The following is a 19,229-nucleotide window of genomic DNA, read 5'->3' on the forward strand; positions in this document are numbered from 1 at the left end:
GTTCACACCGTCTCCACGAGGCGCATCATGCTATTCCCCACACAATTTGACGTCATCGTCGTCGGCGGCGGGCACGCCGGCACGGAAGCCGCACTGGCCGCGGCACGCATGGGCCAGAAGACCCTGCTCCTGACGCACAACATCGAAACGCTGGGCCAGATGTCCTGCAACCCGTCCATCGGCGGTATCGGCAAGGGCCATTTGGTCAAGGAAGTCGATGCCATGGGTGGGGCGATGGCCATCGCCACCGACGAGGCCGGCATCCAGTTCCGCATCCTGAACTCCTCCAAGGGGCCGGCCGTGCGCGCTACCCGCGCCCAGGCCGACCGCATCCTGTACAAGCAGGCGATCCGTTCGCGCCTGGAAAACCAGCCCAACCTGTGGCTGTTCCAGCAGGCGGTGGACGACCTGATGGTCGAGGGCGATCGCGTAATCGGTGCCGTGACCCAGGCCGGTATCCGTTTCCAGGGCAGGGCGGTGGTGCTGACCGCAGGTACTTTCCTGGACGGGAAGATCCACGTCGGCCTCAATAACTACTCCGGCGGCCGCGCCGGCGACCCGCCGGCGGTGTCGCTGTCGGCCCGTTTGAAGGAACTGAAGCTGCCGCAAGGCCGCCTGAAGACCGGCACGCCGCCGCGCATCGACGGCCGCAGCATCAACCTGGCGATCCTGGAAGAACAGCCGGGCGACCTCGATCCGGTGCCGGTGTTCTCGGTCATGGGCAATGCGGAGATGCATCCGCGCCAGATGCCGTGCTGGATCACCCACACCAACAGCCGCACCCACGACATCATCCGCGGCGGCCTCGATCGCAGCCCGATGTACACCGGCGTGATCGAAGGCGTGGGCCCGCGCTATTGCCCGTCCATCGAAGACAAGATCCACCGCTTCGCCAGCAAGGATTCGCACCAGATCTACCTGGAACCCGAGGGCCTGACCACCCACGAGTTCTACCCCAACGGCATCTCCACCAGCCTGCCGTTCGACGTGCAGCTGGAACTGGTGCGCTCGATGAGGGGCCTGGAAAACGCCCACATCCTGCGTCCCGGCTATGCCATCGAATACGATTACTACGACCCGCGCGGCCTGAAGTCCTCGCTGGAAACCCGCCAGATCGCCGGCCTGTTCTTCGCCGGCCAGATCAACGGCACCACCGGCTACGAAGAGGCCGCCGCCCAGGGCATGCTGGCCGGCATCAATGCCGCGCTGCAGACCCAGGGCCGCGAAGCCTGGACCCCGCGCCGCGACGAGGCCTACCTCGGCGTGCTGGTCGACGACCTGGTGACCCAGGGCGTGCAGGAGCCGTACCGCATGTTCACCAGCCGCGCCGAGTACCGCCTGTCGCTGCGCGAAGACAACGCCGACCTGCGCCTGACCGAAATCGGCCGCGAACTCGGCTGCGTCGGCGACGCCCAGTGGGCCGCCTTCGACAAGAAGCGCGAAGCGGTCGCCCGCGAGATGGAACGCCTCAAGAGCACCTGGGTCAACCCGCGCATCCTCGCCGCCGCCGAAGCCGAACGCGTGCTGGGCAAGGCCATCGAGCGCGAGTACAACCTGCTCGACTTGCTGCGCCGCCCGAACGTGACCTACGACAGCCTGATGGGCCTGACCGGCACTGAAGGCCAGCCGCTGGCCGGCCCCGGCATCGAAGACGGCCCGGTGCGCGAGCAGGTCGAGATCCAGGTCAAGTACGCCGGCTACATCGCCCGCCAGGCCAGCGAGATTAGCCGCCAGGACCACAATGAAAACCTGAAGCTGCCGGCCGACCTCGACTACATGGAAGTCAAGGCGCTGTCGATCGAAGTGCGCCAGAAGCTGAACAAGCACAAGCCGGAAACCCTGGGTCAGGCCTCGCGCATTTCCGGCGTGACCCCGGCGGCGCTGTCGCTGCTGCTGGTGCATTTGAAGAAAGGCGGCCTGAAGTCGGCTGCCGCCAATGAAGCGGCATGATGGCGGCACAAGATACCCTGCCCCAAACGTTGAAGGATGGCGCCGCCGCCCTCGGGCTGGCGCTCAGCGAGCGCCAGCTGTCGCGCCTGATGGCCTACCAGGCGCTGATGATCAAATGGAACAAGGTCTACAACCTGACCGCGTTGCGCGATCCGGCGCAGATGGTGACGCACCACTTGCTGGATTCGCTGGCGGCAGTTTCCGTGTTCGCCGGTGCGCGGCGCGTGCTGGATGTGGGCGCTGGCGGCGGCTTGCCCGGCATCGTGCTGGCGATCTGGGCGGCCGAGGCCGAGCCGCAGATGAGCATCACCCTGGTCGACACCGTGCAAAAGAAGACCGCCTTCCTGACCCAGGTAAAGGCGGAGTTGCAATTGGGCAACGTCACGGTGCTGCATGCGCGCGTCGAACAGTTGCCTGTTGAGCAACAATACGACGTCATTACTTCGCGCGCCTTCGCCGAGCTGAACGATTTCATCGACTGGTCGAACCACCTGCTGCAGGAAGGCGGCCAGTACATCGCCCTGAAGGGCGTCATGCCGCAGCAGGAGATCGACCGCCTGCCGCCGGGCTGGGCCGTGCGCAAGGTGCAGCCCTTGCATGTGCCCGGGCTGGACGCCGAGCGGCACCTGATCTTCATCGACCGCGCATCCTGAACAAGCAGGCAAAAGGAAGGAGAGCAACATGCAGGCACTGTTCCACAGCATCGGCATCACGGACGTCTGGCAACTGGTCGCCGCCACCATGGTATTCCTGATGTTGCCGGGACCCGGCACCTTCTGCGTGCTGACTTGCTCGGCCAAGCACGGCCTGCGCGGCGGCTTCGCGGCCATCGCCGGGCTGATGCTGGGCGACATCGTGCTGATGTTCCTGGCGGCGATCGGCGTGGCGGCGCTGCTGCATGCCAATCCGCTGCTGTTCCGCGGCTTGCAGTACCTGGGCGCGGCCTACCTGGCCTACCTCGGATTGCGGCTGCTGTTTGCAAGAGGCGAGGGCGGTGGTACAGTCGTACCCTTTTCCAACGCCGCGGATTTCCGGCGCGGCTTTCTGGTGACGCTGATCAACCCGAAGGCCATCGTGTTTTACATGGCGTTCTTCCCGCTGTTCCTGGACCCCGCCACGCAACAGGGCGCGCTCACTTTCGTCACGATGGGCGCGGTGATCTGCTGCTGCACCGTCTTCTACGGCAGCCTGCTGGTCCTGGTCGGCAATATGGCGGCGCGGCGTCTGGCGCGCAACCGCACCATCGCCACTTTGGCTTCGCGCGCGGCAGGTATTTTCCTGATCGGTTTCGGCATCAAGTTGACTACTCAATAAAAAAGATATGGCTAAAATTTTTTGCGTCGCCAACCAGAAGGGCGGCGTCGGTAAGACCACTACCGCAGTCAACCTGGCCGCCGGCCTGGCGCAGCACAACCAGCGCGTCTTGCTGGCCGACCTCGATCCGCAGGGCAACGCCACCATGGGCGCCGGTATCAACAAGGCGACGCTGGAAGGCTCGATCTACGAAGTGCTGCTGGGCATGTCCGACATCCGCAGCGTGCGCAAGACCTCGGAAGCCGGCAAGTTCGACGTGCTGCCGGCCAACCGCGAACTGGCCGGCGCCGAAGTCGAGATGGTCGAGCTGGAGCAGCGTGAGGCGCGCCTGAAAAACGCCTTCGCCGCCGTGGCCGACGACTATGACTTCATCCTGATCGACTGCCCGCCGGCCTTGTCGATGCTGACGTTGAACGGCCTGTGCTCGGCGCATGGCGTGATCATTCCGATGCAGTGCGAGTACTACGCGCTGGAAGGCTTGTCCGACCTGGTCAACACCATCAAGAAGGTGCACGCCAAGCTGAACCCGGAGCTGAAGGTGATCGGCCTGTTGCGCGTGATGTTCGACCCGCGCATGACGCTGTCGCAGCAAGTCTCCGACCAGCTGGAGCAGCACTTCGGCGACAAGGTCTTCAAGACAGTCATCCCGCGCAACGTGCGCCTGGCCGAAGCGCCGTCCTACGGCGTGCCGGGCGTGAATTTCGATCCCCAGTCCAAGGGTGCGCAAGCCTATATCGCGTTCGGCGCGGAAATGGTCGAGCGCATCAAGACCTTATAAGTAATCGGGTAATCCAATGGCAACATCTCTGAAAAAATCCAAGGGCCTGGGACGCGGCCTCGACGCGCTCCTCGGCGGTTCCGTCGACATCACCGAAGAAGCCCAGGCGCAAGCCGCGCAGGCCGGCTTGCCCAGCGTGATGCCGGTGACCGAGCTGCAGGCCGGCAAATACCAGCCGCGCAGCCGCATGGACGAAGGCGCGCTCAACGAGCTGGCTTCCTCGATCAAGGAACAGGGCTTGCTGCAGCCCATCCTGATCCGCGCCATCGGCAAGAAGGACGGCAAGGATATCTACGAGATCATCGCTGGCGAGCGCCGTTTCCGCGCCGCCAAGATCGCCGGCCTGACCGAGGTGCCGGTGCTGGTCAAGAACGTCGACGACCAGACCACGGCGGCGATGGCGCTGATCGAGAACATGCAGCGCGAAGACCTCAACCCGCTGGAAGAGGCGCAAGGCATCCATCGCCTGATCACCGATTTCTCGTTCACGCACGAGCAGGCCGCGGTGGCCGTGGGCCGCTCGCGCAGCGCGGTGTCGAACCTGCTGCGCCTGTTGAACCTGGCCAAGCCGGTGCAGACCATGCTGATGGCCGGCGACATCGACATGGGCCACGCCCGCGCGCTGCTGGTGGTCGATTCGGCCACGCAAATCCAGCTGGCCAACCAGATCGTCGCCAAGCGCATGTCGGTGCGCGACGCCGAAAAGCTGGTCACGCGCGCTTCCGCCGAACAGGCCGCCAAGCCGCGCGAAGGCAAGGAAAAATCGCGCGACATCGCGCGCCTGGAAGAAGAACTGTCCGACCTGCTGGCCACCCAGGTCAGTATCAAGACCGGCGCCAAGAACAAGGGACAACTGGTCATCAGCTTCAACGACCTCGATGCGCTGGATGGGGTGATTACCCGTTTGCGCGGGGAAGCGGTGGAGTCCTGATCGCTCAGGCGCCTTCCATGAAAAACGCCGTCCAGTGCAAACCGGACGGCGTTTTTGTTTGTTCCCTGAAAATTAATTATATAAACAATTTCACGCTCAGAACGTCCGCTGCACATCCGAGCGCGGCGGCAACTGGTAGCTCCAGGTCTCGGTCAGCACCTTCGATCCCGACACCAGCGCCGCGCGCAGCTCGGTGGCCTGCGCCACGTTCCTGATCTTCACCCGCAGCGTCAGCCGCCAGCCGTTGATGGCCGGGTTGGGTTGCAGCTGGGCATCGATCAGCTCGCCATTGTTGCCGATGCTGACCTGCGGCTTGACCGGCGCACCGGCCGGCAGCTTGGCCAGCGCCGGGCCGGTGAAATCGACCAGCAGGGCGGTGGTGCCGTCGAAGCTGCGAATCAGGTTGGCCTGGGTCAGTTCGCCGTCGGTGTGGAAGGTCTGCTTCACCCAGCCCACTTCATCCTTCAGGATCGCCGCTTCGTCCGTGGTCCAGTGGATGCGGTAATCGAAGGCCATCGGCACGCCCTTGGCCGGCAATTGCGCCGGCAGCCAGTAGGCCACGATGTTGTCGTTGGTCTCGTCGGCGGTGGGGATTTCCACCAGTTGCACCGAGCCTTTGCCCCAATCGCCCTTCGGCTCGATCCATGCGCTCGGGCGCAGGTCGTAGCGGTCCTTCAGGTCCTGGAAGTTGGAAAATTCGCGGCCGCGCTGCAGCAGGCCGAAGCCCCTGGGATTGGTGACTTCGAACGAACTCACTTCCACGTTCTGCGGATCGTTGAGCGGACGCCACAGCCATTCGCCGGCGCCGGTGTGGATCGCCAGGCCGTTGGAGTCATGGATGGCCGGGCGGAAGTTGCGCCGCGACGATTGCTGGTTGGGGCCGAACAGGAACATGCTGGTCAGCGGCGCGATACCCAGCCGCGCCACCTCGCCGCGCAGGAATACGCGTGCTTGCACATCCAGTACGGAATCCTGTCCGGGCGTGAGGGTGAACTTGTAGGCGCCGGTGGCGCGCGGCGAATCGAGCAGGGCGTAGAAGACCAGTTGCTTGTCGCCGGCGGCGGGGCGCTGGATCCAGAACTCGGTGAAGCGCGGGAATTCCTCGCCGGAGAGCATCGCCGTGTCGATCGCCAGGCCGCGCGCCGACAGGCCGTACACCTGCCCGCGGCCGATCACGCGGAAATAGCTCGCGCCCAGCACGCTCATGACCTCGTCTTCCTTGTCGGCGCGGTTGACCGGATAGATCACGCGAAAGCCGGCATAGCCCAGGCGCGCGGTGCTTTCCTTGTCGAAATGCAGGCCGCCGAAATAGAAACGGTCGGTGCTGTAGCCGATCTCCTGCAGGCGGCCGTTGACGATTTCATGGATCAGCACCGGCGAATTGAATTGCATGCCCTGGTGGTAGAAGGCCAGCTTGAACGGCGTCTTCTGGTCGCGCCATTCGAACTTGTCGCTTCTGGGCTGGATCTTCATGTAGTCGGCGAACTGCATGCCGGAGAACACCGGCGGCAGGTTGCTTACGGGCTTTTGGTAAGGCTGGTCGACCAGCGCCTTGGCGCGGGCTGCTACCTGGTCCAGCGAGAAGGTCTGGGCCTGTGCGGTCGCGGCCAGCAAGGCTGCCGACAACAGCAGGGGAATGCGTTTGAATACAGTCAGGATCACTGATTTCTCCATCAAGGGACGGCGCGATAGAACCGTCGTGGCGAGCTTTAAAACAGAATAATATAGCGAACCGTTACGCGGCCGGCACGTCATAGGAGGGTTTGCCGCCGCCAAAGTTTATAAAAAGAGAGGAATCACGTGCCCATCCACCTTTCCGCCAGATCGCTCGTCCACGCGCTGGCCTGCGCCGCCTGCCTGCTGGCGCCGCCGGCATTTTCCCAGGGCAAGCCGGCCCTGCTGGGCGACAAGGCCGCCTTCATCAGCGACCTGATGTCGCAGATGACGGTCGATGAAAAGATCGGCCAGTTGCGCCTGGTCAGCATCGGCCCCGACATGCCGGCCAAGAAGCTGGCTGACGAAATCGCCGCCGGCCGCGTCGGCGGCACCTTCAACTCGGTCACGCGTGCCGACAACCGGCCGCTGCAGGATGGCGCCATGCGTTCGCGCCTGAAGATCCCGATGTTCTTCGCCTACGACGTGATCCACGGCCACCGCACCACGTTCCCGATCGGCCTCGGCCTGGCGTCGAGCTGGGACCTGGACGTGGTCGCCAGCGCCATGCGCACCGCCGCCCGGGAAGCCGCCGCCGACGGCATCGACATGACCTTCGCGCCGATGGTCGACATCAGCCGCGATCCGCGCTGGGGCCGCACCTCGGAAGGCTTCGGCGAAGATCCCTACCTGGTGTCGCGCATTGCCGAGGTGTCGGTGCGCGCGTTGCAGGGCGAGCAGAAGCCCATCGCCGCCGATCGCGTGATGGCCAGCGTCAAGCACTTCGCGCTGTATGGCGCGGTCGAGGGCGGGCGCGACTACAACGTGGTCAACATGGATGCGCAGCGTATGTACAACGACTACCTGCCGCCGTATCGCGCGGCGGTCGATGCCGGCGCCGGCGCGGTGATGGTGGCGCTCAATTCGATCAACGGCACGCCCGCCACCTCCAATACCTGGCTGCTGCAGGACCTGCTGCGCAAGCAGTGGGGCTTCAAGGGGCTGACCGTGAGCGACCACGGCGCCATCACCGAACTGGTGAACCATGGCGTGGCGCACGATGAGGCTGAAGCCGCGCAATTGTCGATCAAGGCCGGCACCGACATGAGCATGGCCGACCAGGTATACCTCGGCCAATTGCCGGCCCTGCTCAAGTCGGGCAAGGTGGCGCAGCAGGACCTGGACAACGCCGTGCGCGACATCCTCGGCGCCAAATACGACCTGGGGCTGTTCCACGATCCTTACCTGCGCATCGGCCAGGCCGCCGGCGATCCGCCCAACGTCAATGCCGAGAGCCGCCTGCATCGCGCCGCCGCGCGCGCCGCGGCGCAACAGTCCATGGTGCTGCTGGAAAACCGCAATGCCACGCTGCCGCTGAAGAAGGCCGGCACCATCGCGCTGGTCGGCCCGCTGGCCGATTCGCACATCGACATGCTGGGTAGCTGGTCCGGCGCCGGCGTCGACAAGCAGACCGTCACGCTCAAGCAGGGCTTGCAGGATGTGCTCGGAGCCAAGGCAAAGCTGGTCTATGCGCGCGGCGCCAACATCACCGAAGACAAGCACATCGTCGACTACCTGAACTTCCTCAACTGGGACGATCCGGAAGTGGTACAGGACAAGCGCAGCCCGCAAGCCATGATCGCCGAGGCGGTCAAGGCGGCGCGCGGCGCGGATGTGGTGGTGGCGGCGGTGGGCGAGGCGCGCGGCATGTCGCACGAATCGTCCAGCCGCACGCAACTGATGCTGCCGGATAACCAGATGGCCTTGCTCAAGGCACTGAAGGCGACCGGCAAGCCGCTGGTGCTGGTGCTGATGAACGGCCGCCCGCTCGACCTGAACTGGGCGCGCGCGAATGCCGACGCCATCCTCGAAACCTGGTACACCGGTACCGAAGGCGGCCATGCCATCGCCGACATCCTGTTGGGCGACGTCAACCCGTCGGGCAAGTTGCCGATCACCTTCCCGCGTTCGGTGGGGCAGATCCCCAGCTACTACAACCACGCGCGCCTGGGCCGCCCGTACACCGAAGGCAAGCCGGGCAACTACACCTCGCAGTACTTCGAAGAGGCAAACGGGCCGTTGTACCCGTTCGGCTACGGCCTGAGCTATACCGATTTCAGCCTGTCGGGCGTGAGCATGTCGCAGCCGACGATGAAGGCCGATGGCCGCATCGATGCCACCGTCACCGTGAAGAACACGGGCAAGCGCGCCGGCGCCACCGTGGTGCAGTTGTACATCCGCGATGTGGCGGCGACGGTGGTGCGTCCGGTCAAGGAGCTGAAGGACTTCCGCAAGGTGATGCTGCAGCCGGGCGAGCAAAGGGAAGTGCGCTTCACCATCGAGGCGAAGGCGCTCAGCTTCTACAACGCCAAGCTGGAATACGTCGCCGAGCCGGGCGAGTTCCAGGTGCAGGTGGGATTGGATTCGAAGGACGTGAAGACAGCTTCGTTCACGTTGGAATAATCCGGATATCGCCAAAGAGAAGGGCGCACCAACTGGTGCGCCCTTTGTTTTTCTGCCGTTATAACCGGAGGCTATCGACGCATTCAAACTGGTGAATAGACAGTCACCAGGCCTGCCCGCAGAATCACCTACCGAGATCAACCACAAGAACTTGCTTGCGATGTTCGTCGGCGCCGGCAGCATCGGCAAGCGGGAACTACAACCGGCCACATACCCACCATGAATTACGAATTGCTGTTCAAGGAATTGCAAGACCGGCGCATCAGGATCGCGCTGACCGGCGCCAACGGCGGCTTCTCCCGTACCTTGCTGGTACAGTGCCGCGCCGTCGCCAACATCGAGATCGCGGCGCTATGCGACCTGGACCTGGAAGGCACCCTGGCGATGCTGGAAACGCTCGGCATCCCGGCCGCATCGGTCGGCATCTGCCGCGACCAAGCGCAGGTACGCGCCGCGGCGGCCGCGGGCAAGATCGTGCTGGTCGGCGACCACGCCTTGCTGGATGGCGTCGCGCTCGATATCGTCGTCGAGGCCACCGGCCAGCCCGAGGTCAGCGTCAGCATCGCTACCGCCGCCATTTCCCGCGGCGTCCACGTCGCCATGGTGACCAAGGAAACCGATTCGGCGGTGGGACCGTACCTGAACCGGCTGGCGCTGGAGCATGGCGTCGTCTATACCACCGTCGACGGCGACCAGCCCAGCAACCTGATCGGCCTTGTCACCTGGGCGCGCCTGCTCGGGTTCGACATCGTCGCCGCCGGCAAATCCAGCGAATACGACTACATCTACCACGCCGGCGAGCGCCAGATCGAATACACCGAGCAGCGCCATGCGGTCGACGGCCTCGATGCGCTGTGGGAGCTCGGCGACGATATTCCGGCCCGGCTGGCGCAGCGCAGCGCGGCGCTGGCCGCGCTGCCGCAAAGCGCCACGCCGGACTATTGCGAACTCAATGTCGTGTGCAATTCGACCGGCCTGCTGCCGGCCCGCGATGCGCTCAACTATCCGCTGTGCCGCATTTCGGAATTGGCCGATGTCTTCATCCCGCGCGAGGACGGCGGCATCCTCGACCGCGTCGGCGTGGTGGACGTCTTCAATTGCCTGCGGCGCCATGACGAAGCCAGTTTCGGCGGCGGCGTCTTCATCGTCGTGCGCTGCATCGACGAGACGGTCTGGAAGCTGCTGCAGCAAAAGGGCCACGTGGTCAGCCGCCGCCGCCAGTACGCCTGCATCTACCTGCCGTATCACCTGATGGGCCTGGAGAGCTTGATGAGCCTGTTCTCGGCGGTGCTGCACAGCCGCCCCTCGGGCAGCGACAAGCAGGCGGTGCATGCGGTCATGCTGGCGCGCGCGCAGCGCGATTTCAAGGCAGGGGAGGTGCTCAGCATGGGCGGCCACCAGCACCATATCTCCGATATCGCGCCCTTGCTGGTGCCGGCTACCGAAGCCGGCGGCAAGGCACCGTTCTATCTCGCCGCCAACAAGCGCTTGCGAACCAATGTGGCGCGTGGCGCCGACATCACCGTCGAGGCCCTCGAACTCGACGGCTCAGCGTTGTACGATGCATGGAAGCAGCTCCCGGCCTGATCCGGGAGACTGTCAAGGCTACCCTGAGCAAGTCCCCGTGCGTGCCGCCCCCGTTTTGGGCGGTCTGCGGCGTTGCAAATCCTCGCCGGGCTACCAGCCCGGCTGTGGTTTGCGCCTTGCATCCCATCCCAAACCGGGAGCGTCACATCACGGGGACTTGCTCAGGGTAGCCTTAAAAAAAACCAACCAAAGGAGACAAACGTGGTCAACACAAGCAAGAAACGCCAATGGAAACATGTAGCGCTGCTGTCGCTGGCGATGTCCTTGAGCGCAGGCCTGCAGGCGGCGGAATGGAAACCGGCCAAGCCGGTCGAGTTCTATGTGCCTTCGGGGGCCGGAGGCGGCACCGACCAGTTCGCCCGACTGGTGCAATCCATCATCGTCAAGCACAAGCTGATGGACCAGAACATCGTCGTGCTGAACAAGGCCGGCGGTTCGGGCGCCGAGGCTTTCGTCGAAATCGCGGGCGCCAAGGGCGATCCCAACAAGATCGTCTTCGGCACCAACAATGCCTACCTGCTGCCGCTGGTGGTGAAGCTGCCGTACAAGTTCGAGCAGCTGGTGCCGGTGGCGTTGATGGCGCAGGATGAGTTCCTGCTGTGGGTGCCGGAGGATGCGCCCTACAAGACGGCCAAGGAATTCCTCGACGCCGCCCGCGCCAATCCGTCGGCCTTCCGCATGGGCGGCGCGCAGTCCAAGGATACCGACCAGACGCTCAACGAACTGATCAACAAGGCCAACAACCTCAAGCTGACCTACATCCCCTTCAAGAGCGGCAATGAGGTGGCGACGCAACTGGCCGGCAAGCACGTCTCGGCCAACCTGAACAATCCGAACGAAAACATTTCCCAATGGCGCGCCGGCCAGGTGCGTCCACTGTGCGTGTTTTCGAAGGAGCGGATGCGCTACACCGAGAAGGTGACGGCGACCATGTCATGGGGCGATATCCCGACCTGCCGCGACTCCGGCGCCAACATCGACGACTACCACATGCCGCGCGCGGTCTACATGTCGGCCGGCGCCACGCCCGAGCAGGTGGACTTCTACGTCAAGCTGCTCAAGCGTGTGTCGGAAACCCAGGAATGGAAAGCCTACCTGAACGTCAACGCCTTGCAGCAGCAATTCATGAGCGGTGGGGAGTTCAAGAAGTACATCGAGAGCGATGAAGCCAAGGCCCGCTCGATCTTCAGCACGGCAGGCTGGCTCGTGAAATAAGTAAGTTTCGTCACCAGCCTGCAACCTGATACGGGATCGCCTCAAGTCATCTGAGGCGGTCCCGTTTTCCTTCGCGCTGCGCCGAGCCCATGCGGCAAGCCAGTTCGAATGCCTGTACCGTGGCGCCGACATTGGCGCGTCCCAGGCCGACGATATCGAAGGCCGTGCCGTGCGCCGGGGTGGTGATCGGGATCGGCAGGCCGCCCTGCACGGTCACGCCGCGCCAGAAGCCCATCAGCTTGATCGCGATCTGGCCCTGGTCGTGGTACATCGTCACCACCGCGTCATAGTCGCGGCGCTCGCCCTGTACTTTCAGGAAGATGGTATCGGCCGGGAACGGGCCGTCGGCCGGCAAGCCCATGCCGCGGGCTCGTTCCACGGCCGGGCCGATGATGTCGAGCTCTTCGCGGCCGAATGAGCCGTTGTCGCCGTTGTGCGGGTTCAGGCCGCACACCGCGATGCGCGGCGCCGCCACGCCGCTGCGCCGCAGCTCGGTATCGATCAGGCGGATGGCTTCGATCACGCCTTCTTCGGTGATCCGGGAGGCGACTTCCTTGAGCGCGATATGCGAGGTGACGCGGGAGGTCCACAAGCCGTCCAGCACATTGAATTCGCAGCAGGGGCCGGCGTGGCCCAGCGTCTCCTTGATCCAGTGCAGCTCGTCGTTGTGCTGCATGCCCGCCATGTGCAGCGACTTCTTGTTGAGCGGGCCGAACAGCACCGCATCGGTCTTGCCCTGGCGCGTCATGTCGATGGCCAGCGCCAGCGTGTCGAGGCTGTAGCGGCCGCCGTTGCTGGTGGAGGCGGCGCGTTCGAAGGGCGCCTGGGCGGCGCCGCGGTAGTGGTAGAACAGCGGCTTTCCCGATGAGAAATCGAGCGTCTCCAGATCGGCGATCTCGGTGTAGTCCACGCGGGTATCGGCGATGCGCATGCCGTTTTCGAACTCGTCCTTGTCGGCGATCAGCAGGATATCGGCGGCGCCGGCGCGGGTGCGGTCGCCCAGCAGCCTGGCGATCAGTTCGGGGCCGATGCCGGCAGGGTCGCCCAGCACCATGGCCAGGCGCGGTTTGTTGGTGGTATGCATGTGGTCTTTCAGGAAGCGAGGAGGGTCAACAAAAAAGAGTCAGGCGATGCCATGCCGCAGGCGGCGCAGCACCGGCTTGAAGGCGCGTCCCAGCAGCGGCCAGAACGCCAGCAGCAGCGCGACCGTGGTCATGGTGCCGACCAGCGGGTTGGACCAGAACACGGACAGCTTGCCGTCGGAGAACAGCATCGACTGGCGGAACGCGGCCTCGGCCTTGTCGCCCAGCACCGCGGCCAGCACCAGCGGCGCGATCGGGTAGCCGAGCTTCTTGAACAGGTAGCCGAGCACGCCGAAAAAGAGCATTACGCCGACGTCGAACATCGAGCTGTGCACCGAGTAGGCGCCGATGGTGCAGACCATGATGATGATCGGCGCGATGATGGAAAACGGCACGCGCAGGATCGCCGCGAAGAAGGGCACCGTGGCCAGCACGACGATCAGGCTCACCACATTGCCCAGGTACATGCTGGCGATCAGGCTCCAGACGAAATCCTTTTGCTCGACGAACAGCATCGGCCCCGGCTGCAGCCCCCAGATCATCAGGCCGCCCAGCATCACCGCCGCCGTCGCCGAACCGGGAATGCCCAGGGTCAGCATCGGCAGCAAGGCGCTGGTGCCGGCCGCGTGGTCCGCGGTTTCGGGCGCGATCACGCCATCCATCTCGCCCTTGCCGTAACGCTCCGGATGCTTGGACATCTTTTTCGCGGTGCTGTAGCTCATGAACGAGGCCGCCGTCGGGCCGCCCGGCGTGATGCCCATCCAGCAGCCGATGGCCGCGCTGCGCAGCAGGGTGAGCCAGTATTTCGGCAGGCGCGCCCAGGTCTGCAGCACGATCTTCAGGCTGATGCGCGCATGCTCGCCGCGGAACACCAGGCCTTCTTCCACCGTCACCAGGATTTCGCCGATGCCGAACAGGCCGATGACCACGATCTCAAAGCTGATGCCGTTCATCAGCACCGGCAGGTCGAAGGTCAGGCGCAGGTTGCCGGAGATGGTATCCATGCCGATCGCCGCCAGCGCGAACCCGATCATCATCGACACCGTGGTCTTGAGCGGCGGGTTCTTGCCCATGCCGATGAAGCTGCAAAACGCCAGCAGGTAGACCGCGAAGAATTCGGGGGAGCTGAAGCGCATTGCGAACTTGGCGATCGACCCGGACAGGAAGGTAATGAGCAGCACGCCCACCAGCGCGCCCAGCAGCGCCGAGCTGAACGCGGCCGTCAGCGCCTCGGCCGCGCGCCCCTGCTTGGCCAGGGGATAACCGTCGAAGGTCGTGGCGACCGAGGACGGCTCGCCCGGGATGTTGAACAGGATCGAGGTGATCGAGCCGCCGAACAGCGCGCCCCAGTACATGCACGACAGCAGCACGATGGCCGAGTGCGGCGGCATGGTGAAGGTCAGCGGCAGCAGCAGGGTCACCCCGTTGGGCGCGCCCAGCCCCGGCAGGACGCCGACCAGGATGCCCAGCAAGACGCCGGCGACCATCAGCATCAGGTGATAGGGAGTCGAGATGATGGCCATGCCATGCAGCAATGCGTCCAGTTCTTGCATCTTGCTTCCGTTTCTTTGTCAGGATTGGCAATAGGGCTTGGCAGGCCGTTCAGGACGCCAGGCCGAGCATTTCCGCCAGCGGGCCGGCGTACAGCGGGACGTTGAACCAGCGCTCGAACACCAGGTACACCACCACCAGGGTGCCGACCGAGACCAGCGCGACGCGCCACCAGCTGGCGCGCCGGGCATCGTTGGCGCGCACCATGAACCAGGCGATGAACAAGGTCGACGCCAGGTACATGCCCAGCAGGCGGATGGCGACGACATAGACGCACATCGGGATGAACATCGCCAGCACATGGCGCAAGGGCGCGCGCGCGATGAACGCCTCATCCTGCCCGGAAGATGTCTTGCCGCGCCGCAGCGTGAAGAAGATCGTGCCGAGGCTGGCGACGATCATGATCAGCCCGACAAAGAACGCGAAATGGCCCGATTCCGGACCGGTATCGGTCCAGCCGATGCCGGCCTGGCAGCTGCCAATCATGACGGCGGCGCCGATGAGGGTAGTCAGCGATGCCAGCGCCAGTTCGGCCGTGCGCATCGAGCAGACGGCGCCATCCCCGTGCGCCGCTGAGGGTTTGGGATTGTTGTCCAACATGCTTGTCTCCTGGTTCGGCCGGAACGCATCCCATCGCTGCCGATGAGGTGTTCCGGTATCCCGACCTGTTGATTTTTATAGTGGTCGACGCCGCTGCAGGCGTTTTGACGCTGTTGGATTCTGCTCCCTGGAGGTATGCCTGTCTAATTAAAAGATAGAAATCAGTGATACCCTCCGGCTATACATGACCCGTTCCGAGCGCCCATGATCCCTTCGTCCCAAACCATGCAAAACCGCCTGCGCGTGCGCCAGCTCTCGCTGATCGCGGCATTGAACGCATCGAAATCGCTGCGCAAGGCGGCCGAGCTCATGCATTTGTCGCAACCGTCGGCGACCAAGATGCTGCATGAAATCGAGGAGACGCTGGGCGTGACGCTGTTCGAACGCCTGCCCCGCGGCGTGCAGCCCACGGTGTATGGGCAGTCGGTGATCCGTTACGCGCAGCGCATCCTGTCGGACCTGGAAGGCTTGCGCGACGAGCTGGTCACGCGCGAGGCCGGCGGCATGGGCGAGATTTCCATCGGCGCCACCATGGCCTCGGTGCCGGGGCTGCTCTCGCATGCGATCCTCGACCTCAAGAACCGCTTCCCGCGCCTGAAGATCAAGACGCACCTGTCCACCAGCGACGTGCTGCTGGAACAGCTGGAGAAAGGGGATGTGGACATGGTGCTGGGCAATATCGCGGTGCGCGGCGACTATCCCAACCTGGATTTCGAAGTGCTGGAAGAGGAGGCCTTGTCCATCGTCGGCGGCAGCCATAGCTCCTGGCGCAAGAAACGCCGGCTGCAGCTGGCCGACCTGGCCAACGCGGGCTGGGTCCTGCAGCCGCCGGCTTCGCCGATACGCCAGCTGATCGACAAGGAGTTCGAGGAGGCCGGCATACCGACCCCGCTCAATCTGGTCGAGACCGCCTCCATCCTGGTCACCACCACGCTGCTGCAGCAATCCGAAATGGTGGCGGTGGTGCCGACCTCGATCGGGCAGCATTACGCCAAGGACGGCATCTTGTGCTTCTTGCCGGTGCGCCTCAAGTTCCAGCTGGCGCCTTACGGCATGGTCACGCGTAACGAACGCTTCCCGGCCCCGGCGATGAAAATCCTGAAGGACTCGCTGCGCAGCTTCGTCCAGTCAGGGGCGCAGGCCGCGCCCCTGACTGGCCCCAGGTCCCATAAGAAAAGTTAGTCTTCCTCGCCCAGGAAACCGCCGCTCTGGTGCGCCCACAGCCGCGCATACAAGCCGTTGGCGGCCAGCAGTTCGCTGTGCGTGCCTTGTTCGGCGATGCGGCCCTGGTCCAGCACGATCAGGCGATCCATCGCCGCGATGGTCGACAGGCGGTGCGCGATGGCGACCACGGTCTTGCCTTCCATCAGCTTGTACAGGCTGGTCTGGATAGCCGCTTCCACTTCCGAGTCGAGCGCGCTGGTGGCTTCGTCCAGCAGCAGGATCGGCGCATCCTTCAGCATCACGCGGGCGATCGCGATGCGCTGGCGCTGGCCGCCGGAGAGCTTCACGCCGCGCTCGCCGACATGGGCGTCGTAGCCGGTGCGGCCCTTGGCATCGGCCAGCGTGCCGATGAAGTCGTGCGCCTCGGCGCGCTCGGCGGCGTGGATCATCTCGGCGTCGCCGGCATCGGGACGGCCGTACAGGATGTTGTCGCGCACCGAGCGGTGCAGCAGCGACGTGTCCTGCGTCACCATGCCGATCTGTTCGCGCAGGCTGTCTTGCGTGACGTGCGCGATGTCCTGGCCGTCGATGGTGATGCGGCCGCCCTCGATATCGTAGAAGCGCAGCAGCAGGTTGACGATGGTCGACTTGCCGGCGCCGGAGCGGCCCACCAGGCCGATCTTCTCGCCCGGGCGGATCACCAGGTTCAGGCGGTCCACCACCGGCCGCGGCGCCGCGCCGCCGTAGCTGAAGCTGACGTTTTCGAAGCGCAGTTCGCCCGGGCCCACCCGCAGCGGCCTGGCATCGGGCGCATCCTTCACATCGTGCGCGCGCGAGAGCGTGTTGATGCCGTCTTGCACCGTGCCGACGTGCTCGAACAGCGCCGCCATTTCCCACATGACCCAGTGCGCGATGCCGTTCAGGCGCAATGCCATTGCGGTGCCCGCCGCCACCGCGCCGACCCCGACCTTGCCTTGCGTCCAGAGGTACAGCGCGATGCCGGTGGTGCCGATGATCAGCACCATGTTCAACAGGTGGTTGACCACTTCGAAGCCGGACACCAGGCGCATCTGGCGGTTCACCGTGACCAGGAACTCGCGCATGGCGCTGCGCGCGTAGTCGGCCTCGCGGCCGGCGTGCGAGAACAGCTTGACGGTGGCGATGTTGGTGTAGGCGTCGGTGATGCGCCCGGTCATCAGCGAGCGGGCATCGGCCTGGTTGCGCGCCACCTTCGACAGGCGCGGCACGAAGTAGCGCATGGCGACCGCATAGGCCACCAGCCAGACCAGGAAGGGTATCAGCATCAGCGGATCGAAGGTGCCGACCACGGCGATCAGCGTGATGAAATAGATCGCGATGAAGACCAGGATATCGCCGGTGATCATGCAGAAGTCGCGCACCGCCAGCGCCGTTTGCATCACCTTGGCGGCGACCCGGCCGGCGAACTCGTTCTGGTAGAAGCTCATGCTCTGGCTGAGCATGAGCCGGTGGAAATTCCAGCGCAGCAGCATCGGGAAATTGCCGGCCAGGGTCTGGTGCTTGTACAGCGTCTGCAGCCCAATCAGGAGCGGGCTGCCGGCCAGCACCAGGCCCAGCCAGAGCAGGTTGCGGCCTTCCTGCTCCCACAGCCGGGCCGGTTCGACCTTGGCCAGCCAGTCGACGATGTGGCCCATCATGGCGAACAGCATCGCCTCGAACACGCCGATGATGGCGGTCATGGTGGTCATGGCGGCGATGTAGCCGCGCACGCCGCGGGTACAGGACCAGATGAAACGGATGAAACCGCGCGGAGGCGGCAAGGGGTGGTCTTCCGGATAGGGATGGACCAGTTTTTCGAACCAGGTGAACATGCAAGCTCCACAAAAGCCGGGCCTGCTGCGAAGCGGAGCCGCTGCAGTGCCGATGCTGGAGAAGAAAAGGTGAAGACGCATCATCTCACATCGGCGCCGATCGTGATTTCACCTGGCCGGCGAGGCGGCCGGGAACATCTCGATCATCCGTGATTTGGCGTAGTCGACGAAGGCGCCGGCCAGCGACGAGACCGGATGCTGGTTGGAAGTGACCAGCGCGAATTCCGACAGGATGGTCGGTTCGAAGGGTTTGACGACGACCCGGTCGCGCGCGTAATGCGCGGTGATCTGGTCGATCAGCGCGACGCCCGCGCCATGCTGCACCAGCACGCAGATGGCCGCCGACAGTTGCGACTCCGAAGTCATCACGCGGTCGATGCGGCGCTGGGCGAACAGGCCGTCGATCAGCATGCGCGCGTCGAACTCCTTGGGAAAGGAGATGAACGACTCGCCGCGCAGATCCTCCGGCGTGATCACCGCCTTGCCGGCCAGCCGGTGGCCGTGCGGCAGGATGCAGCGCATCGGCGCACTGTGGATGCTCTCGATGTTGACGCCGTGGTGGGTCAGCGGATGCGCGATGAAGCCGACGTCGCAGCGCCGTCCCACCACCAGGTCGATGACGATGCTCGAGGCGTGGATCAGCAGCGTCGTATTGATGCCGGGGTGCTCGCGCATGAAGCCGGTCAGCACGCTGGGCAGGAATTCCAGCGCCATCGCCGGGGCGCCGGCGATATGCAGCGAACCGCGGCGCAGCGACTTGATTTGTTCGGCGGTCTGCGCGATGCGGTCGAGCCCGGCGAACGAACGCTCCACCTCTTCGAACAGCACCATGCCTTCCGGGGTCGGGTACAGGCGCCCGTTGGTCCGGTCGAACAGGGCGAAGCCGACGTCGGCCTCGAGGTCGTTGATCAGGCGCGTGACCGCCGGCTGCGATACGTGCAGCATCTGCGCCGCGCGCGTGACCGTCTGCCTCAGGATCAGCGCGCGGAAGGCCTCAAGTTGCCGAATCTTCACGGAATTCTCCTGATGGCCATCCATAACATTAGCGTATGGCTGACCCAAAAAATGTGATTTGACGGGTGTCGTGCTGC

General features: G+C 64.6%; 15 protein-coding genes. 9 read left to right on the forward strand and 6 right to left on the reverse strand.

Annotated features, from left to right (window positions below; all coding sequences use genetic code 11):
• Positions 1 to 27: 27 nt before the first annotated feature.
• From mnmG to J7548_RS14260, 5 genes are read left to right on the forward strand one after another with little or no spacing between them, the layout of a single operon-like run.
• On the forward strand, positions 28 to 1,950 hold the full coding sequence (gene mnmG / locus J7548_RS14240) for a tRNA uridine-5-carboxymethylaminomethyl(34) synthesis enzyme MnmG (RefSeq protein ID WP_290975332.1): 1,923 nt from the start codon (positions 28 to 30) through the stop codon (positions 1,948 to 1,950).
• Entirely contained in the window at positions 1,947 to 2,603 is a 657-nt protein-coding gene (gene rsmG / locus J7548_RS14245; protein WP_290975334.1) for a 16S rRNA (guanine(527)-N(7))-methyltransferase RsmG, read from the forward strand. Before mnmG ends, rsmG begins: the two co-directional genes overlap by 4 nt.
• A 28-nt stretch (positions 2,604 to 2,631) precedes the next feature.
• Entirely contained in the window at positions 2,632 to 3,264 is a 633-nt protein-coding gene (gene leuE / locus J7548_RS14250) for a leucine efflux protein LeuE (RefSeq protein WP_290975336.1), read from the forward strand.
• Between the two features lie 7 nt (positions 3,265 to 3,271).
• Positions 3,272 to 4,042 carry a ParA family protein gene (locus tag J7548_RS14255; RefSeq protein WP_290975338.1) on the forward strand — a complete coding sequence of 257 codons (771 nt, stop codon included), beginning with the start codon at positions 3,272 to 3,274 and terminating at the stop codon, positions 4,040 to 4,042.
• A gap of 16 nt (positions 4,043 to 4,058) precedes the next feature.
• The gene (locus J7548_RS14260; protein WP_290975340.1) at positions 4,059 to 4,973 is read left to right on the forward strand and encodes a ParB/RepB/Spo0J family partition protein; all 915 of its coding nucleotides are present in this window, start codon (positions 4,059 to 4,061) and stop codon (positions 4,971 to 4,973) included.
• 96 nt (positions 4,974 to 5,069) lie between these two features.
• Here the strand turns inward: J7548_RS14260 and J7548_RS14265 are convergent, their stop codons facing one another.
• Positions 5,070 to 6,635: a glucan biosynthesis protein G gene (locus J7548_RS14265; protein ID WP_290975342.1), complete on the reverse strand. Its 1,566-nt coding sequence runs from the start codon at positions 6,633 to 6,635 to the stop codon at positions 5,070 to 5,072.
• A 138-nt stretch (positions 6,636 to 6,773) separates the two neighbouring features.
• Here J7548_RS14265 and bglX point away from each other — a divergent pair, with 138 nt between their 5' ends.
• The 3 genes from bglX to J7548_RS14280 all read left to right on the forward strand — a co-directional run bounded on the left by bglX (position 6,774) and on the right by J7548_RS14280 (position 11,891).
• Positions 6,774 to 9,089 (forward strand): beta-glucosidase BglX, encoded by a 2,316-nt coding sequence (bglX, locus tag J7548_RS14270; protein WP_290975344.1) that lies wholly within the window; start codon positions 6,774 to 6,776, stop codon positions 9,087 to 9,089.
• 219 nt (positions 9,090 to 9,308) lie between these two features.
• A complete protein-coding gene (locus J7548_RS14275) occupies positions 9,309 to 10,676 on the forward strand; it encodes a homoserine dehydrogenase (RefSeq protein WP_290975346.1) in 1,368 nt (455 codons plus the stop codon).
• Positions 10,677 to 10,877: 201 nt separating this feature from the next.
• Positions 10,878 to 11,891, forward strand: coding sequence for a tripartite tricarboxylate transporter substrate binding protein (locus tag J7548_RS14280; protein ID WP_290975348.1), 1,014 nt, complete (start codon positions 10,878 to 10,880; stop codon positions 11,889 to 11,891).
• 46 nt (positions 11,892 to 11,937) lie between these two features.
• On the opposite strand, the gene J7548_RS14285 is transcribed toward J7548_RS14280, so the two are convergent.
• Genes J7548_RS14285 through J7548_RS14295 form a run of 3 tightly spaced genes read right to left on the reverse strand, consistent with a single transcriptional unit; the run spans position 11,938 to position 15,124 of the window.
• A complete protein-coding gene (locus J7548_RS14285) occupies positions 11,938 to 12,975 on the reverse strand; it encodes a 4-hydroxythreonine-4-phosphate dehydrogenase PdxA (protein WP_290975350.1) in 1,038 nt (345 codons plus the stop codon).
• Between the two features lie 39 nt (positions 12,976 to 13,014).
• Positions 13,015 to 14,526: a tripartite tricarboxylate transporter permease gene (locus J7548_RS14290; RefSeq protein WP_290975352.1), complete on the reverse strand. Its 1,512-nt coding sequence runs from the start codon at positions 14,524 to 14,526 to the stop codon at positions 13,015 to 13,017.
• A gap of 49 nt (positions 14,527 to 14,575) precedes the next feature.
• Positions 14,576 to 15,124: a tripartite tricarboxylate transporter TctB family protein gene (locus tag J7548_RS14295; RefSeq protein WP_290975354.1), complete on the reverse strand. Its 549-nt coding sequence runs from the start codon at positions 15,122 to 15,124 to the stop codon at positions 14,576 to 14,578.
• 204 nt (positions 15,125 to 15,328) lie between these two features.
• On the opposite strand from J7548_RS14295, the gene J7548_RS14300 reads away from it, so the two are divergent.
• Entirely contained in the window at positions 15,329 to 16,306 is a 978-nt protein-coding gene (locus J7548_RS14300; RefSeq protein ID WP_290975356.1) for a LysR family transcriptional regulator, read from the forward strand.
• Here J7548_RS14300 and J7548_RS14305 read toward each other — a convergent pair.
• Together J7548_RS14305 and J7548_RS14310 are read right to left on the reverse strand one after the other, a co-directional pair.
• Complete coding sequence (locus tag J7548_RS14305) at positions 16,303 to 18,138, reverse strand: ABC transporter ATP-binding protein (protein ID WP_290975358.1); 1,836 nt, start codon at positions 18,136 to 18,138, stop codon at positions 16,303 to 16,305. The two genes, J7548_RS14300 and J7548_RS14305, sit on opposite strands and share 4 nt — an antisense overlap.
• A 108-nt stretch (positions 18,139 to 18,246) precedes the next feature.
• Positions 18,247 to 19,176, reverse strand: a complete 930-nt coding sequence (locus tag J7548_RS14310) for a LysR substrate-binding domain-containing protein (protein WP_290975360.1) — start codon at positions 19,174 to 19,176, stop codon at positions 18,247 to 18,249.
• Between the last annotated feature and the right edge of the window lie 53 nt (positions 19,177 to 19,229).

This window comes from Herbaspirillum sp. (assembly GCF_017744395.1).
Classification (GTDB): Bacteria; Pseudomonadota; Gammaproteobacteria; order Burkholderiales; family Burkholderiaceae_D; genus Herbaspirillum.

Coding starts and splice junctions, on each gene's coding strand:
- J7548_RS14300 (WP_290975356.1), top strand. CDS start 15,329: ATGATCCCTTCGTCCCAAACCATGCAAAACCGCCTGCGCGTGCGCCAG.
- J7548_RS14285 (WP_290975350.1), bottom strand. CDS start 12,975: ATGCATACCACCAACAAACCGCGCCTGGCCATGGTGCTGGGCGACCCT.
- rsmG (WP_290975334.1), top strand. CDS start 1,947: ATGATGGCGGCACAAGATACCCTGCCCCAAACGTTGAAGGATGGCGCC.
- J7548_RS14255 (WP_290975338.1), top strand. CDS start 3,272: ATGGCTAAAATTTTTTGCGTCGCCAACCAGAAGGGCGGCGTCGGTAAG.
- J7548_RS14310 (WP_290975360.1), bottom strand. CDS start 19,176: ATGGATGGCCATCAGGAGAATTCCGTGAAGATTCGGCAACTTGAGGCC.
- mnmG (WP_290975332.1), top strand. CDS start 28: ATGCTATTCCCCACACAATTTGACGTCATCGTCGTCGGCGGCGGGCAC.
- leuE (WP_290975336.1), top strand. CDS start 2,632: ATGCAGGCACTGTTCCACAGCATCGGCATCACGGACGTCTGGCAACTG.
- J7548_RS14305 (WP_290975358.1), bottom strand. CDS start 18,138: ATGTTCACCTGGTTCGAAAAACTGGTCCATCCCTATCCGGAAGACCAC.
- J7548_RS14275 (WP_290975346.1), top strand. CDS start 9,309: ATGAATTACGAATTGCTGTTCAAGGAATTGCAAGACCGGCGCATCAGG.
- J7548_RS14290 (WP_290975352.1), bottom strand. CDS start 14,526: ATGCAAGAACTGGACGCATTGCTGCATGGCATGGCCATCATCTCGACT.
- J7548_RS14295 (WP_290975354.1), bottom strand. CDS start 15,124: ATGTTGGACAACAATCCCAAACCCTCAGCGGCGCACGGGGATGGCGCC.
- J7548_RS14260 (WP_290975340.1), top strand. CDS start 4,059: ATGGCAACATCTCTGAAAAAATCCAAGGGCCTGGGACGCGGCCTCGAC.